General features: G+C 63.2%; 22 protein-coding genes and 1 pseudogene. All 23 read right to left on the bottom strand.

Features of this window, described 5'->3' with window-relative positions; all coding sequences use genetic code 11:
- Positions 1-27: 27 nt before the first annotated feature.
- Positions 28-1,149 (bottom strand): FemAB family XrtA/PEP-CTERM system-associated protein, encoded by a 1,122-nt coding sequence (locus Mal64_RS00645; protein ID WP_146395672.1) that lies wholly within the window; start codon positions 1,147-1,149, stop codon positions 28-30.
- Between the two features lie 10 nt (positions 1,150-1,159).
- Positions 1,160-2,014, bottom strand: a complete 855-nt coding sequence (locus Mal64_RS00640; RefSeq protein WP_146395670.1) for a sulfotransferase — start codon at positions 2,012-2,014, stop codon at positions 1,160-1,162.
- A gap of 260 nt (positions 2,015-2,274) precedes the next feature.
- Positions 2,275-2,442: pseudogene (locus tag Mal64_RS20345) on the bottom strand (DapH/DapD/GlmU-related protein); the annotation flags it as partial.
- A gap of 338 nt (positions 2,443-2,780) precedes the next feature.
- Positions 2,781-3,755 (bottom strand): polysaccharide deacetylase family protein, encoded by a 975-nt coding sequence (locus Mal64_RS00630; RefSeq protein WP_197525300.1) that lies wholly within the window; start codon positions 3,753-3,755, stop codon positions 2,781-2,783.
- Between the two features lie 26 nt (positions 3,756-3,781).
- Positions 3,782-4,567, bottom strand: coding sequence for a polysaccharide deacetylase family protein (locus tag Mal64_RS00625; protein WP_146395665.1), 786 nt, complete (start codon positions 4,565-4,567; stop codon positions 3,782-3,784).
- Entirely contained in the window at positions 4,564-5,721 is a 1,158-nt protein-coding gene (locus Mal64_RS00620) for a glycosyltransferase family 2 protein (protein WP_146395663.1), read from the bottom strand. Before Mal64_RS00620 ends, Mal64_RS00625 begins: the two co-directional genes overlap by 4 nt.
- Positions 5,718-6,947, bottom strand: a complete 1,230-nt coding sequence (locus Mal64_RS00615) for a glycosyltransferase (RefSeq protein WP_146395661.1) — start codon at positions 6,945-6,947, stop codon at positions 5,718-5,720. Before Mal64_RS00615 ends, Mal64_RS00620 begins: the two co-directional genes overlap by 4 nt.
- Positions 6,944-8,158, bottom strand: a complete 1,215-nt coding sequence (locus Mal64_RS00610) for a glycosyltransferase (RefSeq protein ID WP_146395659.1) — start codon at positions 8,156-8,158, stop codon at positions 6,944-6,946. The genes Mal64_RS00615 and Mal64_RS00610 overlap by 4 nt, the downstream gene beginning before the upstream one ends.
- Before the next feature lie 16 nt (positions 8,159-8,174).
- Positions 8,175-8,942 (bottom strand): sulfotransferase family protein, encoded by a 768-nt coding sequence (locus Mal64_RS00605; RefSeq protein WP_146395657.1) that lies wholly within the window; start codon positions 8,940-8,942, stop codon positions 8,175-8,177.
- A 48-nt stretch (positions 8,943-8,990) separates the two neighbouring features.
- Positions 8,991-9,818, bottom strand: coding sequence for an FkbM family methyltransferase (locus Mal64_RS00600; protein ID WP_197525299.1), 828 nt, complete (start codon positions 9,816-9,818; stop codon positions 8,991-8,993).
- Entirely contained in the window at positions 9,815-10,789 is a 975-nt protein-coding gene (locus Mal64_RS19540) for a hypothetical protein (RefSeq protein WP_197525298.1), read from the bottom strand. Before Mal64_RS19540 ends, Mal64_RS00600 begins: the two co-directional genes overlap by 4 nt.
- Positions 10,776-12,140: an O-antigen ligase family protein gene (locus tag Mal64_RS00595; protein ID WP_146395653.1), complete on the bottom strand. Its 1,365-nt coding sequence runs from the start codon at positions 12,138-12,140 to the stop codon at positions 10,776-10,778. Before Mal64_RS00595 ends, Mal64_RS19540 begins: the two co-directional genes overlap by 14 nt.
- Positions 12,137-13,333, bottom strand: a complete 1,197-nt coding sequence (locus Mal64_RS00590) for a glycosyltransferase (protein WP_146395651.1) — start codon at positions 13,331-13,333, stop codon at positions 12,137-12,139. Before Mal64_RS00590 ends, Mal64_RS00595 begins: the two co-directional genes overlap by 4 nt.
- Positions 13,334-13,398: 65 nt before the next feature.
- A complete protein-coding gene (locus Mal64_RS00585; protein WP_197525297.1) occupies positions 13,399-14,352 on the bottom strand; it encodes a glycosyltransferase family 2 protein in 954 nt (317 codons plus the stop codon).
- Complete coding sequence (locus Mal64_RS00580) at positions 14,349-15,251, bottom strand: sulfotransferase family protein (protein ID WP_261342153.1); 903 nt, start codon at positions 15,249-15,251, stop codon at positions 14,349-14,351. Before Mal64_RS00580 ends, Mal64_RS00585 begins: the two co-directional genes overlap by 4 nt.
- Positions 15,241-16,383, bottom strand: coding sequence for a glycosyltransferase family 4 protein (locus Mal64_RS00575; protein ID WP_197525296.1), 1,143 nt, complete (start codon positions 16,381-16,383; stop codon positions 15,241-15,243). The genes Mal64_RS00580 and Mal64_RS00575 overlap by 11 nt, the downstream gene beginning before the upstream one ends.
- Before the next feature lie 23 nt (positions 16,384-16,406).
- Positions 16,407-17,339 carry a glycosyltransferase family 2 protein gene (locus Mal64_RS00570; protein WP_197525295.1) on the bottom strand — a complete coding sequence of 311 codons (933 nt, stop codon included), beginning with the start codon at positions 17,337-17,339 and terminating at the stop codon, positions 16,407-16,409.
- A gap of 2 nt (positions 17,340-17,341) precedes the next feature.
- Positions 17,342-18,493, bottom strand: a complete 1,152-nt coding sequence (locus Mal64_RS00565; protein ID WP_197525294.1) for a glycosyltransferase — start codon at positions 18,491-18,493, stop codon at positions 17,342-17,344.
- Positions 18,494-18,938: 445 nt separating this feature from the next.
- Positions 18,939-20,549 (bottom strand): MOP flippase family protein, encoded by a 1,611-nt coding sequence (locus tag Mal64_RS00560; protein WP_146395638.1) that lies wholly within the window; start codon positions 20,547-20,549, stop codon positions 18,939-18,941.
- Between the two features lie 21 nt (positions 20,550-20,570).
- Positions 20,571-21,494, bottom strand: a complete 924-nt coding sequence (locus Mal64_RS00555) for an XrtA system polysaccharide deacetylase (RefSeq protein ID WP_197525293.1) — start codon at positions 21,492-21,494, stop codon at positions 20,571-20,573.
- An 87-nt stretch (positions 21,495-21,581) separates the two neighbouring features.
- Complete coding sequence (locus Mal64_RS00550) at positions 21,582-22,580, bottom strand: NAD-dependent epimerase/dehydratase family protein (RefSeq protein ID WP_146395635.1); 999 nt, start codon at positions 22,578-22,580, stop codon at positions 21,582-21,584.
- A gap of 101 nt (positions 22,581-22,681) precedes the next feature.
- Complete coding sequence (locus Mal64_RS00545; RefSeq protein ID WP_197525292.1) at positions 22,682-23,572, bottom strand: sugar transferase; 891 nt, start codon at positions 23,570-23,572, stop codon at positions 22,682-22,684.
- A gap of 38 nt (positions 23,573-23,610) precedes the next feature.
- Positions 23,611-24,240 carry an exosortase-associated EpsI family protein gene (locus tag Mal64_RS00540; protein ID WP_197525291.1) on the bottom strand — a complete coding sequence of 210 codons (630 nt, stop codon included), beginning with the start codon at positions 24,238-24,240 and terminating at the stop codon, positions 23,611-23,613.
- Positions 24,241-24,266 lie beyond the last annotated feature (26 nt).

Raw genomic sequence — 24,266 nt, 5'->3', positions numbered from 1 at the left:
TGACCTCATCGACTCCCCCACCGACGGCTAGGGAATGCCGCGCACTATGGGCGGACCGACCAAACGGGTGAGCCACACAGGCAGACGCTGCCAAGTACGGATTGCGGCCGAATAGCGGCCTCCTTCGGGACGCATTTCATCGGGGTTCCCCTCGCGTACGTAATAGCACCAGGGGGCGGGCTGAGGCTCGGCGCCCCACTTCCGCTTGAAGTCGTAGGTGGGCCCCTCCATCGTGCTGCGGCCAAAGTCGAACGTGGACATTCCCTTTTCCACAGCACGGGCCATCATCCGCCAATACATCCACGTGTTCACCGCGGTAGCTCGATGCGACCGCAGCGCGCTCGCGCTAGGCGCCTGAGTCACTCCGTTGATGTGGAACAACATCGCGCAAGCGATCGCCAAAGGCCCCTGATACACAACGCATAGCTCGGCGCGACTGGGGCCGATGCTGAGCAACTCGCTGAACAGCCGCTTACCGTAGACCGGCGTCCCCAGGTCGCGCATGTTCACGCTGAACACCGAGTAGAAATCGTCTAGCAGTTCGTCGCCTCCAAACTCGATCCGGAAGCCCTGCTTGTCCCCCTTGCGGATTTGACTGCGGACCGAGGAGCGGATCATCTTCCAGGCGCCCTCTTCGGTCCCGGGAAGAGGGGCGCGCATCTGCACCTTCTCGGTCTTGAGCGGCGTCAGGGAGGGGTGCTCAATCGCCAATTCTTGACGAAGCTCCAGGTAACGTACCCCTCGCTCATCCGCCAACGCGATCGCCTCATCCACGAGCGCCCGAACCGACGCAACGTTCTCTGCGAGGACCCCCGCCCAGTTCAAATAAGGGAGGCTAACAAGAAACCGGCCAAACAAACGCGACTCGACCGCCAACAAGGGCAAGGCGCCAGTGAGCCTCTCGCCTTCGTACGCTTCGAGGGCGTAGCCCGAGTGACCAAAGCCTCGGCTCAATGCGGTCGCCATAGCTGGCAGGTGATGGGCGCCGGCGATACCGGTTCGCCCGGCTAAAACACGCCATGCCTCAGAGTCACCCGGGAATTCCTCACGCGGAGCGAAGCGTGATCGCCGCACTATCGGCTCGATCGGATCGGCCGCTTGCGGGGCTGCCGTTGCTGAGGCCGAGGCTTTTTGGTCAGTGAGATTCATCGCGCCTGATTCAGTTGATGTAACCGTAACGTTCGTTCGCTTCACCAGCGATAGCGAGAATCTCGCGTTCCATCTCGGGCGTGATGCTCTCTTGGTAAGGCGAAGCCGGGCGGATCGAGAGGCTCTCACTACGGCGGATTCGGTTGCCCAATACGTGCTGCTGACTGGGGTAAATGGGTTGGGGAAGGGTCATTGACTCAACCCCCATGAATTCGCAGAGATCAAGCGTTGTGGCGTCGGTCTTCTCGCACAGCTCTTCGTGCTTCACCCACAGGATCCGGTCTCTAGGCATCGAGGCGGTCAAACTTTCGGCGTCACGATAGCTCGCACTCCACATGCGGACCGCTTCTACAAGACTATAGTTACGCTTTGCCGCCGAAACGACAAACGAGCGAACGTCCTTAGTCATCACCACCACTCGCATCTCGAGCCCCGGTAGCTCGCGGAGATGCCAGAACCGCCACAGAGACTTGTCTGGGTCAAAAACAGCTCGTTTTCCTGTTACCTTGAGCAAGGATCGGTAGAAAAGCTCGTTGGAGAGATCGGCAAGCTTCACTCGATCCCTGTGGAGCGGCAGCCTTCTGTCGGCCCAGTCCCGCGCTAATCGCACGCTTACTTTCGACGAGTAGCCGTACAAAATCCTGTCGAGCGTCTTGTTGGCGTAGGTGTATACGTTCGGCCAACGGTCATGGGCAAAGGGCGCCCCCAAGCGATTGAGTTCTACAAACATCGCTTGCCAAAAGCCGCATTCTCGGATCGTCTTGCCGCAGCTGCAAGGATATTTTGCCAGCCTCGCCGGGTCTCGTCGCACCTTGCGGCTCGGGGCAGGTTCACCCACCGTCGCCACTTCTGGGTGGGTGGCCATGTAGATCGATGTGAAAGTTGACCCGCAGTAGGGAGTGCCTATCAGATAAGTTACCGGCACGCGGTCGCATGCGTTTCCAGAAGAACTCGCACAAGCATCGCCGAGGCGTTGCGAGATATCGGTGGTTTCGCTTGCGGGAGCCATCTAATGGGATATCTTGCCAACTCGTTAGGGAACTAAACCGGACGAATGAACGCCGGTGCTAAATTTCGCTATTGATCTGCGGCAACTTGATTCACCAACTCCTGTAGTGGTGGCGGCCGCTGACCGATCGCTTTCGCCGGCACTCCCCCCACGATGGTCCCCGGCGCCACGTCCTTGGTGACTACCGCTCCGGCGGCCACCACGGCGCGGTCGCCGATCGTCACTCCGGCCGTGACGACCACTCCGGCGCCGAGCCACACGTCGTCGCCGATTGTGATGTCGCCACCGCTCCAGTCGCTCTCACGGAGCAAGCCCGGGCCTGGTGTGTAGTTGGTGGCGAAAAGCATCGTGCCTGGCCCACACAGGAAGTCGTCGCCGATGCGGATGACGGCGTCGCCCGGCTGAAGGCAGACCATGTGATTGATGTGTCCGTTCTTGCCGAGAAAAATCCGCTCCGGATCGGTCAGCTTAGCCGTGGGCTCGATGTGCGTGCCCTCGCCGATAGAACCGAGCCGTCCGATCGCCCGCATGTTGAACTTGACATAATACTCCCACAGCCGGAACTGCCAGCGCCACGTGGCGGGGGAGAGCAGGACGGCGACCGCTGTGGCGGCGCCTCGGATCACGCGGCGCATCGCTGGGCCTCCAGACTCGTGGCGAGCTGGGCGAGGGTAACCCCTTTCACCCCCTCGAAGGAGAGGCAATGCGTTAGCACTCGATCGACACGAGCGAGGATCTCGGCGGCCTCGGACTCGTTGCGGGCGTAAGGCGAACCGCCCGGCATAAGCGACGAGCTGTGCAGCAAGACCACGAGCGTTTCGGCGCCGGCTGCGCGGTATGCCTCAAACAGTTGGATGATCTCTGTGGCCGTGCTTTGCTCGGGACTGCACTTCACTTGGGCCGCGACACCGAGTCGGCGTGCGATTGAGGGCGCCTTGAGCACGCGGGGCAGGGGGTGATTGAGTCGCTCGAACAAGCGGTGGGCCGCCTCTTGCTCGCCACGGGTGTAGCCCACCGACACGGGCGCCTCCCAAATCAAACCTTCGTCGCTCGCCATGCGGATGTCGCATTCCGAAACCCGATAGGGCTGCCAAGGGCAGTCGCGGTAGTCGGGCCCGTGGTCGCCGCATGCGCGGAAAGCCAGCACGCTCGAATCGATCGTGTAACCAAATTCCGCCAGCAACTTCAGACCGACATGATCGATGCCGTACCGCCCAGCGCGGAACGAAACCGGCGCTGCGCCAAACACGCTGGCGATCTTGTCGGTGAGTCGCTCGATTTTGGCGCGTTGGATCGGCTCGCTCAGGTTGCACAGATACGATGTGCGGTCGTCGTAAGAGTCGCGGTCGTGAGGACCGTCGCACCACGCGTGCAGGTGGGCGCCGATCTCGCATCGGCCCTCGGCGTGAAGTGTTTGCAGCACGGACCTAGACGTGGCGTCGTCGATCACGGGCGAATTGACCAGGTAGGTCGGCCGCACGCCGTGGCGGTCGCACAGCTGCTGCAGTTTGGGTAAACGTTCGATGTTACGCACCGACTGGCCCGAAGGCGGATAGCCTCCCGACCAGGCGTCGTCCTCTTCCGTGTCTACTGTCACAAGCAAATACAAAGCGAAAACGCCTTTTATCGGTCGATCGTGATTAGGCCCGATACGATCGAGCGCAGTCGGGTATAGAACCTCAATCCTAGCGTGCGACGCAGCGTCGCCTTGCACGCCTCTCGGCGAGCGAGCCTTCGGAGGCAGGCGTCGTCAAACGTGGCGGCGAACTGCTTTGCATCGAGCCGGCGCCGCACTTCAAGGCGCGGCAGCAGGAATCGGTCGGCGTCCACGACTCCCACACGGCAACTCGCCACCGAGCGGTAGCCGGCCGCGGCGGCTTCTTCCAGCACCATCTTATTGTAATGTCCGCCGGGCAAGCAGAAGTCGGCAACTTCCTCTTGGAGCAGGTCTTCGAGCTTTTTTTTCGACTCTCGCAGCTCTCGTCGAACCCCCTGCCGGTCTAGCAGCGGCAACCAGGGATGGGTGTCGGTGTGCGAACCAATCCGCATGCCTGCCCGACGCATCTCACGGATCTGTTCGGACGATAGAAACCGGCCGTCACGATCGGTCTTATCGGTAATGACGTAAAAGATAGCGGTGTGCCCGCGGTCTCTTAACGCGGGCAACGCCAGCTCGTAGTCCGACCGGTGGCCGTCGTCGAATGTGATCGCGCATCGGCGGCGGCCCTCGGCCGGCCCTTCGAGCAGTTCCTCGATATCGACCACGTCGATCCCGAGCCGCTCGAGCTCGGCCAGCTGGCGGCTAAACGCGTCGGCTTCGACCGTGAGATTGTACTCCTCGGCCGGCATGCCCTCGGGTGGGGCGTCGCCCTGCCAGAGGGCGTGGTACAGCAAGGCGTAGTCGCTCATCGTTTGGTCGGCTCCCACACGCCTACCCGGCGGCCGAGGCTGTACAATACCCCCGCTTGAAGAATGGCGACATTCGCCAAAGTGAAAAACGATATCACGCGCACGGGACCCAAGCGGCGCATAGCCGGCGTTAGCAACCCGAGCAAGCTCACGCCGTAGAACACGAGCTGCAAGAACAGCAGCACTCGAAAGAATCCGCTATCACGCACCAGCAGCAGGCTGGCGATAAGCAGCGTTACCATCGCCCAAGGCGTCGCCCAGCGAGCGACCTTGTGGCTCCAGAGCTGGAACGAGATCAGCCCCCAGCGGAAGGGGTTGAGTAGCCCCGCGTACCGGCCCAGGCACGACATGCCTCGCAGCACGGTGCGCACCTTGCGCTGGTACTCACGCTTGGGGTCGTCGATCCCCTTGTAGATACAGAGCAAGTTCGGCTCCGTGACGGCCACCTTCCCGCTCCGAACGGCGTTGAGCGCCGAGCGGAAATCGCTGTCGACGCTCGAGTCCCACGGCGTGCACGCCTCGCGGCGAACGGCGAACAGCGCGCCGGTCAGTCCGATCAAACTCGAGCGATCCGATTCGAGCCGGCGGAGCCACATCTCGTAGCGTTGGTAGAGGCCCTCGCCTTCGACCCGGCCCTCGGCCGTAAGCACCCGGTCCTCACTGCTGAGAGCCGCCACGTCGGGGTCCACCATGCGGGCCACGATGGTCCGCAGGCAACGGGGCTCAACGCGTGAGCCGCAATCGGTGAAAACAACGATGTCGCCCGTTGACTCGGCCACGGCCAGACCCTGGGCGTGTTCCTTGCCACGACGCTCGGGGCTGGCGATGAGTCTCACGCCACACTCGGCGTACCCCTCGGCGATCTCGTGCGACCGATCGCCCGAGGCGTCTGACGCCACGATGATCTCCAGCCGATCGGTTGGGTAGTCGATCGCCAAGCAGTTGTCGAGCTTTTCAGCGAGCTGCGATTCCTCGTTGTAGCAAGCGACGATGAGCGAGACTCGCGGTGGCTGGGATGACGTCGCCTCTGAGGTTTCGGCGACGGCGCCCGAACGCCGCTTCGGGATGGCGAGCAGCAATAGCGGGTAAATGAAGTAGCTATAGATGCTCGCCACGAGCGAGACGATGGCGACTGCTTTCAGGGCGACGGTCATGATGCGTCACCTTCCCGGGGAGCGCCCAGCAGGCGATCGTAGATCGCGATCACGCTGTCCATCCGCTTCGAGAAGCTGAAATCGGACTCGATGCGCCGCCGCGCCGCTTCACGCAGACGGTCGCTTCGCGGCTTGTCGGTGAGCAGCGCACCGATCGCTTGAGCGAGCCCATCGGTGTCTCCGATGTCGACAAGCAGGCCGTGCCGATCGTCGTCGATGAGCTTCGGAACACCCGCCACACGGGTCGACACGACCGGGGCGCCGAGCGCCATCGCTTCGAGCACCACGTTGGGCAAGCCCTCACGGAGGCTGCTTAGAACGAACGCGTCGAGCGACTCGAAGAAAGGCGTCACGTCTTGAAGTCGGCCGAGCAGGTGCACACGGCCCCCCATGCCCAGCCGCTCGGCTAGAGCCAAGAGCCTGCCATGCTCCTCTCCCTCGCCGGCGATCGCCACATGCACTGGGGCGGCGAGACCTTCGATTCTGGCCGCAGCGTGGATCAAGGTGTCGAACGCCTTTTCAGGCGAAAGCCGCCCGGCGCCGCCGATCAGAGGCGCCCCCGCGGGCAGTCCCAGCAGCGTGCGTGCTTGTTCAGCCGTTCGCGTGCGGGTGAATTGCTGCTCGTCGATCGCGTTGCGGACCAAGCTCAGACGGTTCTCACGCACGCCGTATCGCAAGCACTCCTCGTACAGATCGTCGGAGACAGCGATCACATGATCATAGAAACGCAAAACACGTCGATCGATGGCGTAGTAGACGGCTGTCTTGCGAGTCGCCTCGACCCACCCATGCACCGTGGTGATGAGCTTCATCCGGCGCCGATGGCCGCGACGCAGCAACAAGCCTAAAACATCGGTCTTGTAGTCGTGCGCGTGCCAAATCGCGGCGTTGGTCTCATCGCATATTTTGGAGTACGCACGCACCACACTCAGGTCGAAAGCCCCCCGGTCCGGCACCCCGTCAACCCGGGCGCCGGCCTTATCGGCCCGATCAAGGAACGCCTCAAACCCCGGATCACCGGGCGGGTGCATGTAAGCGCACAAGCAATCGTAGCCCGCGGCTTCAAGGAACCGGGGGGAGTTTGCGATCGTCTTCTCCGGCCCACCGCCGGCGCCCGTGATGCCACGCGCGTGGATCACCATCGGCCGCTCTTCGGCCGTGGAGCGGCCCGCTGAAGCGGCAGGCCGACCCTCGATGGGATTGCTTGGAGTGATGGGCGTCGTCATGTCTTCATTGGGACGGCGGCGGTGAGCGAGTCGTAGCACTCCAACAGTTGTAGTTGGATGGCGTTCCAGGTGAAGCGTTCTTCAAACACCTCGCGAGCCGATGCTGCGATCCGCGAAGCTCGATCGGGATCTTCCCAGAGACGCCGGATCGCTTCGGCGAACTCTCGAGGGCGGTCGGCGATCAGCAAGTGCTCTCCGTCAACGAGCCCCAGCCCTGCGGCGCCGATGGTGGTGGACACGACCGGTCGCCCTGAGGCCATGGCCGAAACTATCTTCAATCGGGTGCCGCTTCCCGACAATAGCGGGACAACCACCACTGAAGCTCGGGCAAGGTAAGGCTCAACCGCGTTAACTGTGCCAGTGACCTCAACCCCGTGGAGTTCTCGCAGGGCTTGCACCGCTCGGGTTGGATGGCGACCGACGAGGTACAGCCGGGCGTCGCTCTCGGCGGCGCGCAGGCCAGGCCAGACATGTTGGCAGAACCACTGAGCTCCTTCGACATTGGGAGCGTAGTCCATCGCCCCCACGAATGCCAAAGAACGCGACTCCGCTGGAGGGCTCGCCTCGATCGGGGCCTGTGCAGTGGCGCCATTCGGCACGACTTTGACACAAGCCTGAGACGCCATAGCAAGAAACTGATCTCGTTCGTCCTCGGAGCAGACGAGGGTGAGCGTTGAACGCTCAACGATACGCTGCTCAATGGTCGCCAGGGCTCTCGCCTCGCGATCCAATACGAATCGCTTCAACTGGTTACGCTCGTTGGCCGCTGCTTGCCGAGCAAGGTCGGACAAGCAGTTGTGAGAATCAAATATCACCTTGTCAGGCAGGCGATCCTCGCGGCCAAGCATGAAGCATGCCGTGTCGAGCATATTGAAGTGGACCGCGTCATAGGCTTGGTCTGCACAGAGCTCTAACACACGCTTGAGCAGTGTGGGGGAAGCGTTCTTATTGAGCCACAGCGAATGGGCATGCGAAGACGACCGGGGGACGTTCTGAACAAGCCGCCGCCACACCGAAAGCTCGGCGACAGTCACCACTTCGCACAATTGCTCGAGTGCGGCGAGACCGGTGTCGCGATCGGTTGTCGGTTCGTGGGCAACGAGCGTCACCTCGTGCGGACCGGCCAAGCCCTCGAGAACACGGTGCGTACGCTGTGCGCCTCCATTGTCGAGAGGCCACGGGAACTGTTCGCTCACAAAGAGGATCTTCATCAGAAGCTTCAGCGCGTCAGCCCTTGAGCCGCTCCAGCGCTTTCGCGCCTCCCTTCCTCAGACGCGTGAGCAGCCCGTCTTGAATAAGAGGAGTAGCCGCCTGCTCGCCGGTGATCTCTTGATAAAGTTCGCCTAGCGAACGCGACGCGACCATGGCCTCGATCTCAGCCGCCTTCGCAGGGCCGACCCGCTCTCGCCACCAATTCGGGGAGGAGCGTTCCGGACGATTCGATTGCTCGGCGTAGGCCATCACCCCCTCGTCGAGCGGCATAACCTCGGCCGCGACTCGCTCTAGCGCTTCGCGGGGCGCCCGAGTCAACGACTCGTACGCCACAGCGATCATGTCGGAGCCGCGGCTGCTCAAGTAACGACGCGCGTCCTCGGCCCAAAGATCGGCGACCCCCTCGGGTGGCAGACCGTGCCGCTCAAGGCCACTGGCGATCGCCGCGTGCGGCTCGCGGATCATGTAGACAAACCTCGCCCCCTCTAAGTGCTTACGAATCAGATCGAGTCGCCGCAGGTTCGAGGGCGTCTTGAGCACAAGCGTGGAACGATCTCGCCGCAGGTCGTCGAGGAACCGAACAAAAGCCTCGAGGCTGTGCGGGCATGAGCCAAACTCCTTCTCGCTCTGAACGAGCCTCTCGAGCGTGGCGCCAAAGGCGTCTTCGTTCACGCCGTACACCCGCGAGTCGCGCACCAAGCAACTGCACATGAAGGTGTTGCCGGAGCCGACAGCGCCGAAGACGAACACGAAACGTGGCGAGGGTGGTGAGTTGGTAACCATAGTCGCAGGACGGGTCACAGGAAGGGGCTAAGTGTTTGTCGTGACGACTCAATCGCGACGGGCGACGGCCCAGGCTCTTTGATAGCGAGCGCCGTTGTCGGAGATCGTCTCCCTGAGCGGTTTCTTGCTCAACAACTCTTCGACGCGGTAGCCGTGAGACTCGAGCAATCCGCACACCTCCTCGGCTTGGTCCGCCAGCGCACGGCCGGGCCAGCCGTGGACCTCGATGAAGAGTTGGGGGGCGAAGCGCTCGAGCGTGTGCGTCATGCCCCGCAACACGTCGCACTCGGCGCCCTCGACGTCGATCTTGGCGAACCCCGGCTCGATGGCGTTGCGCTCGACAAAGCCGTCAATCGTCGTGCCGCATTTCTTGATGCGGATGGTCGAACTCGAACGGGTGGTGATGTAAGCCGAGGCGTTGCCCGCCGCGTCGTCCCACGAGAAGTCGCAGTCCTTACCGGGCGCGTCGGTCACCATCGTATTGACGATCTCGACCCGCGCCCCGGTGGGAGAGGGGTTCCGCAGCAGGTTCTCACGCAAGATCATGCAAGCGCTCTCGGAGGCCTCGAACGCGTAGACCGAGCCCCCCTCGGCGACCGCGCGCGACATCAGCAGCGTCGTCAGCCCGATGTTGGCGCCGATGTCGAGCACACAGCCCCTGTCGCGGGCCATGTCGGCGATGTGCTGGTAGTCATCCTGATCACACCGGCCGCGCGCCTCGTAGGCCAAATCGAACTCCTGCCCCGCGATGCGCAGGCTCGTCGAGCCGAGCACCGCGCGTTTGACCGTACGGGCGACGTCGCGCCACCGCGAGTGCCGCAGCGGCGAGGCGCCACGCGGGGCCGTATCAGCGGCCGGGGATGATTCTAAGTTCATGGTCCAATGCCCAATTCGCGGCAGAGTTGCTGGAGGTCGTAGTTGCGGCGCAGCTCTTCGCCCTTGAATCGGCGTTTGTCGCGCGGGTCGACCACCGATTTGTAACCGGGGTTGTTGATTTGGGTGAAGTGGTACGGCTCGATGTCGAATCCGAGCCGTGTGAAACTCTCTGGGTGGCGCCGGGCCCAGCGGCCCCAACCGACGCCAAACTCGTAGTGTGGCGGCGAGCGGCGGGCGGCGGGCCCCGCGTGGGGGTGCCAGTGCGTGTTGCGCCATAGCCCCAATCCCTCATCGAACTGCGACCGCGACGCCTCGGCCGTAACGCATCCGATCACCTCGAACACCCGCGACCAGAAGAGCCGATGGCCGCGGCGCCAGCGCTCGACAATCGTGCCGAGCCCAGGCTTCTCCACCACGCCACACTGCCCGCCTGGCGCAATCCACTCGAACTGCTGGGCCGCCTCACGCATGAGCGCGGGGGGCAGCAGCACGTCGGAGTGCCAGTAGGCCAGCCGGTCGGCGAGCAGGAACGCGAATTCGATCACGAAGTGCGGGCGCATCTTCACGAGTCCCAGGTCGCCGGCGAAGTCAACCGCGATCGCGCCGTCGACCAGCGAGCCAACGCGCCCTGGGCTGTCGGAGCCGACGACCGGCGTCCAACCCGCGTCGGCGACCAGCCTCTGCTGCGCGACGCTCCACTCCTCGTCCACACACCAGCAGAGCCACGGCCGCACAACACCGGACAGGGCGCCGCGCCACGACTCCGCCGCCTCGCGGACGCGATCAACCATATCGTCCGGCGCCACGAGCCAGTTGCCGTCGCCCGCCCGCGGGTGCTCCCACGAGGGCTCCGATCCGGTGCGTTCGATCGACTGAAGCCGGCGCGCATCGTCCTGCGCGGCTAACCGGTCCCTGGGGACCGGGCCGGCGGCGGGGTCGAGCGTTGCGGATTTAGGATCAGAGTGGGGCATAGGTCGGTTCGATGTGGTCGACGTACTCCTCGATTTCTTCCTCTTCGTCCGCAAGCTCTCCCTGCACGGGAACCCATTGGTGGAGCCCCACGGCAAGGCCCAGCCACCAGAAGAACCATTCCCCCTTGAGGCTGCTGATAAACATGGCGGCGCCCATCATCAATACCAAGTGCGCTTTGACGCAAAGCCCCGCGAAGGCGGCCTCGCGATCCTCAAACTCGCGAGCCCTGCGGCAGTAGGTACCGATCTGCGAGTAGCAAGCCCAGAGGGTGAGCAGCAACAGCAAGAGCCCCTGCACACCCCAGGAGCAGGCCGTGTCGAGGTAGCCGTTGTGGATCGCCTTGCCTTGCGGCAGGTTCAGATCGCTGATGTAGTCCCAGGTGCTGCTATGCTTAAACACCGCTTCCCCCCCCACACCTTGGGGATGACTGGCCAGGAACTTACTCGCGCGCGACCAGAGCTGCAAACGCGACTCGGAAGAGACGTCGCGCTCGTCCTCTTCGACGAAGATCGAATGGAAGCGGTCGGCCATCTGCTGCCGGTCCTCGGGCCCCATCACGAGGCCCGCCGCCAGCAGCGCCCCGGCAAGGCCGATCAGCATCGGCTTGCGCTCGGCGCGCCGCATGCCCAGCAACATCACCCCCACCGCCGCGATGACGGCCAGCATCGTGCCGCGCGAGAGCGACTGCTGGATCACTTCGAGCAACAACGCCGCGGCGACCAACCCCACCACCCTCAGCTTCTTGCCGGGACCGAAGAGCACCATGAAGCCGGCGTACAGGAGCGAAACCGAGAGCACCGAGCTGAGAAAATTAGAGTCCGACGCCGAGCCGAGTGGGATGCCCTCCAGCCGGCCCTGCCGCATCCGCCCCGCCTCATTGAAGTACACTTCGTAGCCGATGTAGAGCCCCCCCATGACTAACGCCATGAAGCAGAGACGCAGGTCTTCTTTGCTACGGATCGACAGCGCCAGGAGCACCGCCAACACACTGAACTTGTAGATGCGCATCAGCTGCTCGTAGCTGTCGGCCGGGTCCAAGGCGAACAAGAAGTGCACCATCGTGGCGTTCAGCACGTAAACGCCGAGCAAGGTGAACATCCGCCTCGCGATCGGCGGGAGCGGGACCGCCCGCTGCCGGTGGTCGAAGAACACTCCGCCCGCGAAGATCACCCCGGCCGCCAACGCCCAACGATCACCGATCGACATCAGCACCCCCTGGCCCCACCACCACAGCTGCGGCGGGGCGTAGAAGGTCATCAGGTAGAGCGGGAATCCGTACACGCTCCGGCGGAACGTGAGCGCCGCCAGCACGACGTAGCAGACCAGCCAGGCTAATCCGGTTTGGCTCAAGCGGCTTCGCCCCCTTCCATGAGTGCGTCGTAGAGCGCCGCGTAGCGGTCGACCATGCCCGCCACCGTGTAGTGTTCGGCGTAACGCCGGATGGCCGCCTCGCCAAGGCTCTTGCGCGTGGTCCCGTCTGCTGCTAATGCGCTGAGCAAGTTGGCCAGTCGCTCCGCGTCGCCCGCGGGAAAGATGCTCCCGGGCGCCATGGGGCCCGCGAGCAGCTTGGCGTTGTCGCCCACTTCCGAGGCCGCCACGGGCAGGCCGTGCGAGAAGGCCTCCAGGATGGAGAGGTTCATCGCCTCGGTGTGGCTTGTGTTGACGTAGGCGTCCATGGCCGCGAGGTAGGGCCCCACCTCGCTCTGGGCGCCAACGAACCGCACCCGGTCCGCCTGCCCCTGCTCTCGGGCGAAGGACTCGAGCGCGGCGCGCTCCTCCCCACCGCCCACGAGCAGGAACCACGCCTCGGCGCCCACGGCGTTGCCTGCCGCGTCATCCCCCCGGTTGCTCGGCGAGCGTAGGAGGGCCAAGGCGTCGATCGCGGTCTCGTAGCCCTTGAGCTCGATCAAGCGGCCGATGCTGCCGAAGACGAAGGCGTTCTCAGGAATGTCGAGCCGGCGACGCACCGCCTCACGGCCTTCGGCGGTGGGAGGGCGTTCGACGCCGTTTGGCACAAGGCGGATCCGCTTCTCCGGCACGCCGCACAGCTTGTGCATCCACATCGCCACACAGTCGGCGATCGCCACCGGGGCGTCGCAGCGACGCAGGCACCAACGCATCAGCCGTCGCCGGACTGCGCGTTTCCAGCCGGTCACGCGGAAACGGTCGAGCTCCAACCCGTGTTCGGCGTGCGCCCAGCGAACGCCGCTGCCCGCTTTGCGCGCCCAGCGGACCGCCAGGCAGGTCTCGAGCATCGAGCCCCAGTTGTGGCTGTGGACCACGTCGATCCGCTCGTCAACCAGTAGCTGTGCGAGCCTTCGTGGCGTCGCTATGTCATTGCCTGGCGGCTTGTGGAGTTCGATCACTCGCAAGCCGTCGCGTTCGATCCAATCGGCCGCCGCGCCGGTCGTGGTGAGCGACACAATCAGCGGCGTGTAGCGCTGGGCATCGAGCCCGTTGACCAGGTGGGCGATGCAACGCTCTAGCCCCCCACGCTCGAACGTGGGCGTTACGTACGCCACCCGCACGTGCTTTGTGGCCATAGGCAACTTGTCAGCCCTACGAGGCGTCGCCACTAAAGAGTCGGTCGGATTGGACGATGCAAATATCAACGGACGGGCGCCACCGGTTCACGAAGCCTGCCGAGCACCAGCCTGCCGAAGTCAGCCATCGCCCCCCCGTTGCCGGGGCTAAGCCACAGGGCCTTGGCCAAGTCGCGACCGGCGGCGAGCCGGTCGCCCAGAGCGCCGCGCACCCGGCCACGCCGGGCGTAGCGTTTCGACCACGCTTTGCGCAACACGCCCGCGTCGACCGCCCCAGGGTTCGCCTCCAGAAACCGCCGTTGGATCTCCATGCCGCACTCGGCCTGGGCGAGCCGGTTCGCCGTGATCTGCCCGCCCCACTTGCGATGCACCGCTAGCCTTTCGTCGACGCAGTCGAACCAGCAGTGGAGCGACGCCCGTAGCCAGTAGTCCCAGTCCGAGGCGCACGGCAACGATTCGTCGAACGGGCCGACGGCGTCCAGCACGCCACGCGACACGACCGCCGTGCTCATCGGCACAACGTTGCCCAGCAGCAACTCGGCGACCGGCCGATCACGCCGGACGATCCTCAGTGGCGCCTGATCCGTGTCGTACAGTCGCCCTTCGGCGTCGCACCAGTCGCGTCCGCTATAAACCACACCGAGGCCTTCGCGGCCTTCGAACCGGGCGAGCTGCTTGGAGAGCTTCTCCGGCAGCCACCAGTCGTCCGCATCGAGGAACGCGATGTAGTCGCCGCCGGCGAGCGACACGCCGTGGTTGCGGGCGGCGTGGGGCCCCGCGTTCTCTTGGCGTAAGAACCGCAGCCGCGGGTCGTCTTGGAAACGCTCAATCACCGACTCGGGACTGTCGCTCGAGCCGTCGTCAACCGCGATCACCTCAAGACGCGCGTGCGTTTGCCCCAGCGCCGACTCGAGCGCCTGCGCCAGGTACGCCACCGAGTTGTAGATCGGCACGATGATCGAGACGAGCGGCGGCTCGCCGCTCGGGGCGTCAGTCTTGGGGGCCGTGGGCGGAATCACGCGTCGTCGCCCCCGCTGCGCCAGCAGGAGAAGTCGTGGCCAAGCAGGCTTTCGAGGTCGTCGAGCTGGCGGTTGACGATCGGCCGCAGGTACGCGCGGGCCTCTTCGGTGGGGTACGTTTTCGTGTCGATCGCGCGGTGCTCTGAGAGCCGCGCGCCGAAGCGGCGCACCGGCGCCGGCACACCACCGCGAACCGCTTCCCACAGCGGCGATCGGCGGAGCCGGGCCAGCCAACGCCGCTTGCGCGCCGTTTGCGTCGCCGTCGCGTTGCGACGCTCGCCCAGCCCCGGCGGGGTGTGGTCCGGGTCGACGCCGAGCCACCCGAGCACCGCTTGGTAGGTCGCCAGCGGCTCGGCCGAGAACTCGTCGAGCGTGAGAATCAGCACGCTCTCGCGGCCGAAGGCCTCGAAATAGGGACGCAGTTGCCGAGCGTAATCGCCGTAAGCCGTGTAGCGCTCGTCCCGCTCGAACGCCTCGCGCATCGGGCGCCGCTCGCCGCCGCCCGGCTGCTTGCTGCGGTACTGGTGCCAGTAGTGGCTGATGGCCCGCTCGACCGGGTCGCGCATCATGTAAACGAACCGGGCCTCGGGACAAGCACGGCCTAAGCGCTCGGGCACGCCCTCGTGCGTGGGCAGCTTCGTGTAATGCGTGCTCGACTCGCCCACCACGCGTTCGCCCCCGTAAGGCTCGAACAACGCGCGGTAACGCTCGGTCTCGGCCGCCGATCGGTCTTCGGTGAAGAAAGCCGGCTCCTTGTCGCCCGACATGACCACATCCGGGTGCGTGGCGAGCAACTCGTGCAGCGTCGTCGTGCCCGACTTCATCGCGCCGAGCAGGAACAGATTCGGCCACGGGGTCTGCGTTGACGAGCCTGCACAAGACCTCAAATTACAAAGCACTTGCACGCCGCCTCCCAGAAACCATCTGAGCAAAGAAGTGCTGAGTCTTACTGATGAAGCACTGCGAAGAGTAGTTCTCTATCGCTCGCCGTCGCGCCCCTTCACCCATATTACGCCTTAGCACGCTTGACTCACACAACATTGCCATCGAGCGCGCATACCCATCCAGATCGCCGGGCGCAACCACATATCCATCGACACCATCTCGCACGACGACTGCAAGATCGCCCACATCCGTAACGATCGACGGCAAGCCCGTGGACATGGCTTCGAGTTGCGAATACGGCATACCTTCACTATCCGAAGACATGCAGAACACGTCTATGCTTCGGAGAAAGTCCGGCACATTGGCTTGATGCCCAGCAAACTCTACCCGTTCTTGCAGGCCTAGTTCCTGTACTACCGATCGCAGCATGCCAGCCTCTTGACCGTCGCCAGCTATCCGCAATCGCGAATACGCAGACACGCCCGACTTCGCAAACGCACGAATCAGCAGCTCATGATTCTTGTACGGGGACAATGTCGAACAGCTACCAAAGACCACCTCTCCGGCGCCCCTGCCTGACGGAGAATACACACCTATGTCCACGCCGTTAGGGATGTACCTCACCACCGACTCATCAATCCCCAAACTCTCTACAGAGAACCCCATGTTGACGTGGCTGACACTAATAAATGCATCATACAACCCCATGTAGCGACGAGCAGACCGGATCGTCCTCCGCCTGTAGCTGTACGGGATCTTCCCCTTCAACCGCGTATCGTAATACAGGGACTCATTCAGAAGGGATTGATGGATGGTGAATGTTTTAAAAAAGCCTCCACGACTTCCGCCAAGCACCGGCTCCAGAACCGCATCTAATGCATTTGAGCTTCCGTTTACGTGCACGCCTGCTGGCCGCAATTCCAGGAGCTTCTCTGCAATAGCCTGCTCCGACTCTCGCCTGGCTTTGTCGCCCAGAGGAAAACGGTGCAATTGCGCCCCCGCATCCTGCAGAGACTTGCAATAGGCTTGGAGTTCGTCGCCTTCGTTAATCAAGGCATGGACCTTAAGGCCATCAAGCTCAAGCGCCTTCGTCAGTTCGACCAGGTACTTCTGCGCACCGCCGCTGCTCCGCAAACGTCGATCCACCAGCAATATGTCACACCCCTGCCTCACAACACATCTCCTCGTGCCCCAGCCCAACTAGCCCCACCCGTTGCCCAATCGTATAAACGATACAAGGCTTTAGGATAAACCCGTTCGGACAAGACTTTATCGGTATCAGGATGACGCGGCGCGCCCACCAGATACTCACGATATTCCCAATACAGCCCCCAATCTCGACGCGACTTCGCCCCCCGGGCGCCATCAGCCAACCGCCGTGCGGCGCTATCAGCCAGACCAGTTGCAGCTGCTTGCCCCAACTCATCGCGGTGCATCGACAACCACTGCATCAATGCTGCATGCCTACGCATGCGGATACCCGGATCACGCGACTGACTCTCGGCTGTACGGCGATAACCTACTAATGCATCACCTACGAAGCGTACTTCACCGCGGCGAATCACATCGAGCATGTACAGGCAATCCTCACCCCATCGCGTCCACTCGGGAAACCTGTCTGACAGCGATCGCCTAACCATTACTGAGGACATGCAGAATGGATTCGCACTAACCACATTCTCTAGCCGATAGCGCTCAGCCGCGGGCAAAGGGCGACGCGTTTTCCGCCCCAGCCAGACACCAATAAACTCGTACCCGGTGTGGACGCAAACCACACCATCCTCGACCACACTAAGTTGCTCGGCGAGCTTGCTCGGCCGCCACACGTCGTCGGCGTCCAGGAAAGCGACCCACTCGCCTTGTGATTCATCAATCCCACGGTTGCGGGCGACCGACTCTCCCTGATTCTCCTGCCGAAGGACACGCACCGGAGGGCCGTACGAATCGGCGATCGCGGCCGAGCCGTCGGTCGAACCGTCGTCGACCACGATCACCTCGAGCGGCTCATGCGCTTGCTCAAGCGCCGAATCGATCGCCTCGCGCAGGTACGCCTCGCCGTTGTAGCACGGGATGACGACCGAGACTTTGGGGATCGCAGGCATGGTCATACTGCCTCCCGAGATTCGGCAGTGGTTACCGCAAGCTCGGTATCGATCGCCCACTTCACCGGATGGATCGGCTCGTGATTTGCCGCGGCGCTTAATACCCGTGAAAGTCTCTCTATACTGTGCCGCATCGTGTAGCGATCAATGACACGGCGTCGGGCCTGTCCGCCGATAGTTCGTGCAAGCTGCGGGTCGCTGGCGAGGCGTAGCATCTCTCTCGCCATGCCTTCCGTGTCGCGTTCGTCGACCAACAAACCTGTCTCCCCCTCAATGACCACATCGGGGATACCCGCGTGTCGCGTTGCAACCACTGGCAGGCCGCACGCGTTGGCTTCTAGAACTGCGACGGGCATCCCCTCGCTGTCCCCCGAAGCGGCTGTCACCGAGTGCTGGACAAAAGCTCTCGCCGTCGCCATCTCACGTACTACCACCTCATGTGACTGAGCACCAAGCAACTCGACCGCGTGGGCCATCCGAAGGCCGACTACGAGGTCATCGCACACCCCCCTCAGCGGGCCATCGCCTACTACCCGCAACTTCGCCTGCGGTCGTGCGCGCAGTACCTGGGAAAACGACAACAACAGCAAGTGCGGCGATTTCTTATCGACCAACCGGCCGACCGACAAGAAGATTTCGCCTGCATCACCTGGGTCAGCCTGACGGAACTGCTCACAATCAACGCCGCAGGGACTCACAACGATCTTCTCGTCGGGGCAACCCAAGTCAATCAAGGCGCGTCGCATTGCCTGCGAAACAGCCACAATAGCCGCAGCTTCGCTGAACATCCGGGTATATTCCGCGCCGTATTTTTCGATAACTTTGTGGGCACTCGCATCGTAGCCATGAAAATGCACAACTAGCGGCAGCTTAGCTATCCTGCACGCCTCGAGCACCGCCACACCGTTAATACCGTACTCGGCGAGGACGACATCGGGGCGTCGGTGCCGGAACGCGTTCAGAAGGCCAGAAGTGACCTCCCAGCTCCAAGGCCGTCCGGTAAACATACGACCGAGCTTCCGCCACGCCCGCGGCCCCACCGCCTGGGAGATCCAAGGTTTACCGTTTTCGGCGGGCGCCCGCCCCACATGATGCACCACTGTCGTCACGCCGGGCAACTGCTCCGCGTGTGCGAGGAGAAATGTTTCTGACACGCGAGGAACGCCTCGTTGGGCAATCGCTATGCGAGTGATTTGGGTCATTGGATAGATCGACTCATAGTAGTTGATCGAACTACTCGATGGCTAAGACCTGCAATCGACAGCACCAGCTTCACGGACTATCAGATCGTTGACCGCCAAATGGCTAGGTAGGCTATTTTTTCGTCCATCGGGGTTTTCCGTGGGTGGAATTCCCTCGGCTCGGGCTCGACAAGTGGGGGGGTCGCCCCACCCGACTTCGCCGTCGCGTCGGCCGTCACCTCTCGGCCGCGGCTGATGGAGGGTGATGGCGTCGGGGCGACCACCAGTTGTTGTTGTCCGTGTTGAGGTCAGAAAGCCGCGAGTTTCCTAGGTTACCCACGGAAAACCCGGATAGACCAACAACTATGATAGGTCGTGCTTCTAATTATTTTGTTAAAAGTTGGCGTTCGCCCCCCAGCTACTTCCCGGATGCAACCTTGGAATCCGATCCAACCCCGAGCAAAGAGTACCGCATCGGGCTGAGCGCTGAGACGACATCTGTGAAGCCCACTGGGCGGACGACTACCACAATCGCCACGTAGGTCACGGAGCCCACCAGTATCGATACGAGCAATATGGGGAGGGCACCATCGATGCCGGCCTGATCCATCACCACGGTGACCACATGCATGGCCGCCGCCATCACCCCAATCACTATCGCGTGAGGCAGCAGCGACCTCATGAAACGCCCAACGCTCAGCGACCGTACCAGTCCGAACGGGATGTGCAGGCATGGGTACAGTAAGAGCAGATTGGCCACGGCGTAGCTGCAGGCGACGCCTTTGACTCCCCAGGGGATCCCGATCAGAAAGGAAGCGACAAAGATCATTGAAGAGATCACCCCCCACACGAACATCAGCCCCGAGCGACCCTTGGCAAGGTACAGCTGCCCCACGGTCGTTTGAATCGAATGGAGCATGCCGATCGGCGCCAGGATCATGAGCAGTGGGGCCGCCGGCAACCATTTTTCTCCCAACACGACCCGCACGAATGGGTCGGCTAGGATCGCCAATGCTGTCATCAAGGGAAAGGTCAGGCATGCGATGGCTCCGCATGCCCGTAAATACTTATCGGCCAATTGCTCATCATCGCCTTGGCTTCGCGATAGCTTGGGAAACAGCACTCGTGTAACGACGGCCGAAACGCTGTCGCGAGGCAGCAGCATCAGCCGGTATGCCAGGGCATAGAAGCCAAGCGCCGCGGGGCCCAGGAACAGGCCGATGATCAGGTTGTCCGCGTTGCGGGCGAAGTAGTTAAAGATACGGAAGCCGGTAATATTCAGGCCGAACGAGAGACTCTCCTTAAGGCCTTGCGAGTCCCAGACCAAACCGGGGCGGAACGGCTCGAGCCAGCAAATCAGCACCGTTTGCGCAAAAGCGCCGGCAAGGCTGGCGGCCACCAACGCCCACACGCCCCAACCGGCCAGGGCGAGGACAACGCCCGTCGCGCCGCTCACGATGACGCCGCCGATCTCGCGGACCGCCAAGTCCCTGAACGCCATCTCGCGTTGGAGCATAGCGGCCGGGATGGTCATCAACCCCGTGAACAGCAACGTCGGCGTCAGGGCAATGATTATCCAAGTGACGAGCGGCTCGCCGTACATTGAGCCAGCCAGCGGCGCGATCGCCATCATCACCACACCCACTACGACGCAGAGCGCCATGTTGACCCAGAACAGCGTGCTGAGGAGTTCTTGAGTGACTTCCTTGCGTTGTACGATCGCGCTGGTGAAACCAAGATTGCGGAATGTCCGCAGGAAGCCGGTGACCACGGTCGCCATGCCCAATAACCCGAAGTACTCCGGCGCCAGCAGCCGCGCGAGCACGATCGACACGATGAACTGCACGCCCTGGGCGCCGTACTTCGAGAGCGCGCTCCAGCGGACGCTGGAGTGGAAATCCTTGTCGCCCCTCGCGCGACGCGCGGGCGACTTGACGGGATTCTCGCCGTCGGTCGACGCGCGCGCAAGCACCACGGCCTCGGGCGGCGCGGCGGTCGGGTCGGTGTTGGTGGGGGCGGACGGATTCAAAGCGGTCGTTAGGTTGTTCGCTTAATTCGTTGTGGCGGCGTGCGTGGCGTTGGCTTTCGCCGCAGGCGTGTGGTCGCCAATGGCCAAGTGGGCTTCGGCGATCGGCTCTTTGAACGCCTCGTCCATGCGGCCGAAGTTAAAATCATCGAGCAGCTTGGCGAGGCGGCGCTCGGTCTTGTGCAGGTTGGCGTAGTGCCGAAACTTCGAGCGGCGGCTGGCGGACCGCACGCGTGGTTGCTCGGGGTCGAACTCCCACGGGTGAAGATAGGTCACGACCGGGTGGCCCTCGCGATTGATCCGGCGGGCCGCCAAACGGGTGAGTGGGAGCGGGGCGAGGCGGAAGTAGCCCCCGCCTACGGCCTGCACCGTTTGGCCAAGCAGGCGTACTGTGCTGGGGGGGATCTCGACCAGCCCGCTGGGCGTGGTGTGGGCGAATCGCTGGGCGCCTCGCACCCCGTAGCTGTCGTGCAGCGAGGCGGCCGACACGCTCGAGTCGTACAGGAACCCCGCGCGGCGGAGCTCGTCGAGCGCCCAGGGAGTCGACTCGTCGATTGAGAACGAGGGCGCCCGGTAGCCGATGAGCTCGGCTGTGGGACAAGCCGCGGCGATCGCCTCGCAGGAACGCTGCAAGTCACGGCGGAATTCTTCTTGCGTCAGCTCCCTGACGCTCTGATGCCCGTAACCATGGCTGGCGATCTCGTGGCCTCCGTCGGCGGCCTCGCGCACCAAGTCGGGGTGCTTTTCGGCGACACAGCCGAGAAAGAAGAACGTGGCCCGCACGCCGCGTTTTCCCAAGAGTCTCAGCACCCGGCGCGTGGAGGGGGTCACCCGCGACGGGATCGAGTCCCACTCTTCCCGCCGTATCACACGCTTGAAAGCGTGGACGTGGAAATGCTCTTCCACGTCGAAGCTCAAGGCGTTCAGGATTGGCTTGGCGAGGGTCATCTTGCGAGGGGAGAAACCTATACGTCAAACGGACGGTGTGTATCGGAAGCAGGGCAGGGCGGTGGAGGTCGGAACGCCCGCCACGATCTAGGCGAGAGCCTTGTGGGGGCGGTCGGCGTAATAAGACCGGTACCACTCGACAAACCGCTCGACGCCGGTCTCGATCGACGTGGTCGGCCGGTAGCCAAGTTGTTCGGTGCTCAAATCGATGTCGGCGTAAGTCTCGACCACGTCGCCGGTCTGCATCGGCAGCATGCGTTTCTGGGCTGTGACGCCGAGCGCCGCTTCGATCAATTCGATGAGGCGACCCAGCTCGACCGGCTGATTGTTGCCGAGGTTGTAAAGCCGGTGGCCTGCGGCGTCAGACGGTTCACGCCCACGCGAAGCGTCGCCTGCGAGCACCACGCCGCTGACGATGTCGTCGACATAGGTGAAGTCACGACGCATGCGGCCGAAGTTGTAAACGTCGATCGGCTCGCCGCGAGTCATCGCGTTGGTGAACCGGTACAACGCCATGTCGGGTCGGCCCCAGGGCCCGTAGACGGTGAATAGCCGAAGGCCGGTGATCGGCATTTCGTACATCTGGGCGTAGCTGAAGGCGATCAGTTCGTTTGATCGCTTCGTGGCGGCGTAAAGGCTCACCGGTTGCTCGACCGGGTCTTCGACCGAGAAAGGAACCTTCTCGTTGGCGCCGTAAACCGAGCTGCTCGAGGCGTAGACCAAGTGGGGTGCGCCGTGGCCCCGGCAACCCTCCAGCACGTTGACGAACCCCACCAAATTGCTCTCGACGTAAGCGTGGGGGTTTTTGAGCGAGTAGCGCACCCCCGCCTGTGCGGCCAGGTGGTACACCACGTCGAAGTCGCCCGCATCGAACAGCTCTCCCACCGCCGCCCGGTCCGCCAGCTCGGCGGCGCGAAAGTCGAAGGCGTCGTGGCCAGCGAGCCGCGCCACCCGATCTCGCTTGAGGGCCGGGTCGTAGTAGTTGCTGAAGTTGTCGACGCCAAGCACCCGGTCACCACGTGCGAGCAGCCGCTCGCACAAATGGTAGCCGATAAATCCGGCGGCTCCTGTGACCAGTGTGTTCAATTGCGTATCGACAGGGTGGGAGGGAGTCGAGAGGAGGGGCCCGATCAGGTGGGGCGGCAGGCAGGAGGTAGAACGAACCGGCTCTCGCCGAGAGCGTATCTCTAGCGAGGCTGGCGTGGCATCGCGACTTGAGCGCTCAGCTCGGGCACGCCCAAGCCGTCTTCGACGACGGTGTCGGAGCAGGTGCTGAACGATTGCGTATCTTCGAGCGACTCATCTCTAAGCACGTTCGGGAAGTGTGGCCTGTTGATCTCGCTGCAACTTAAATCATGTTGCTCGGCGGCTTCCAAGAGCTGCGCGGGGGTGATCAGCACCCCGAGCAACCACGCGCCTTTCTCATAGCGGATGCCCAGCACACGCAGGAACGTGGCGGCCGCCAGGCGGAGGTCGAGCCACAGCGAGGCCTTCTCAATGTAATAGCGATCGGCGGCAACCTTCTTGCGGACGCAATCGAGTGTCTCGTCCGGCGGCAGGTTGACCTGGGCCACGCCGGTGATGCCGGGCAACGCGGCCAGCCGGTCTTCGTATCCAGGCACCTGACCGACCAGATCGGCAACGATCTCCGGCCGCTCGGGCCGAGGGCCGACAAAGTCCATCTCGCCCCGCACGACGTTGATGATCTGCGGCAGCTCGTCGAGGTGCGTGAACCGCAAGAGACGCCCCAGGGGCGTGACACGGGCGTCTTGTCGCTTGGCCCAGACAGGCCCGGAAAGCTTCTCGGCGTCGTTACGCATCGAACGCAGCTTGAAGATTGTGAACTCTCGACCATTGAGTCCTAGCCGACACTGCCGGTAAAGCCCCGGCCCGGGCGACGTCAGCCGCACGAGTATCACGAGCAGAACGATCAGAGGCGCCAACAAGGCGCCGGCGATAGCGCCGAGGACCCTGACCACCGCGCGCTTGCGGCCGAGGTAGCTGCTTGGCTGGATCGGGGGACGACGCGATGGTGAGTCGACTTTGATCGGTCGTGGCAAGTCAGTTATTGCGGACACGAGATTGTCACCCTGGTGCGTTAATGATGGGGGAATGCTCATGAATCAGCCGCCTGAGGCTTCCAACCGTCCCGTAGTAGGTCTTCTATGAATCGCCGACATGGATCGTTCGAGGGGGAGTCGTCTGCGGCGCCCATTGCGCCGGCGATCTGGATCTTCCAGAGGTACGGCGCACCGGCGTACTCGTACCGCGGCGCCTCGGAGGCACGCCACGCCTGGTCTGCTGTCCACGCGTAATAAACCTTGAGCCCCGCTCCGCCCGGCGAGCTCGACTTGAATCGGACACCCCAGAATGCGTGCTTCACGCCATCGACCGCGAACTCGTTGCGTTGAGCCTCCTCAATGATCTCGTAGGCGCGACTCGAGTAACAGATCTCGGGCGTGTGAACAGCCGTCGGGCCCGAGGGGCCGACGATGAGTGCGACGCGAACGACTTCGCCGGTCCGGCTGTTCATGTAAGCGTTATTGACGTAGTCCGCGCACTGAAGCATCTCAACGACGGCGGGCTCCATGGGCGAAGAGTCTTCGAGCCGCCAATCGCCAAAGGACTCCGGAAAACTCGCGAGCGTGGCGGCGGCTTTCTCCAGTTGGCCGCCAGGCCCCCAGCGTTGTGTCAGTTTTCCGTGCACCACGCCGGCGAGCACGATCACGGCGCACGCGACACCCACCACTAGCGGCGAGGGCAGAGTCGGTC

The organism is Pseudobythopirellula maris (genome assembly GCF_007859945.1).
GTDB lineage: Bacteria > Planctomycetota > Planctomycetia > Pirellulales > Lacipirellulaceae > Pseudobythopirellula > Pseudobythopirellula maris.
Note: the sequence above shows the minus strand (reverse complement) of the source record. Positions and strands in the feature narration are given on the sequence as shown.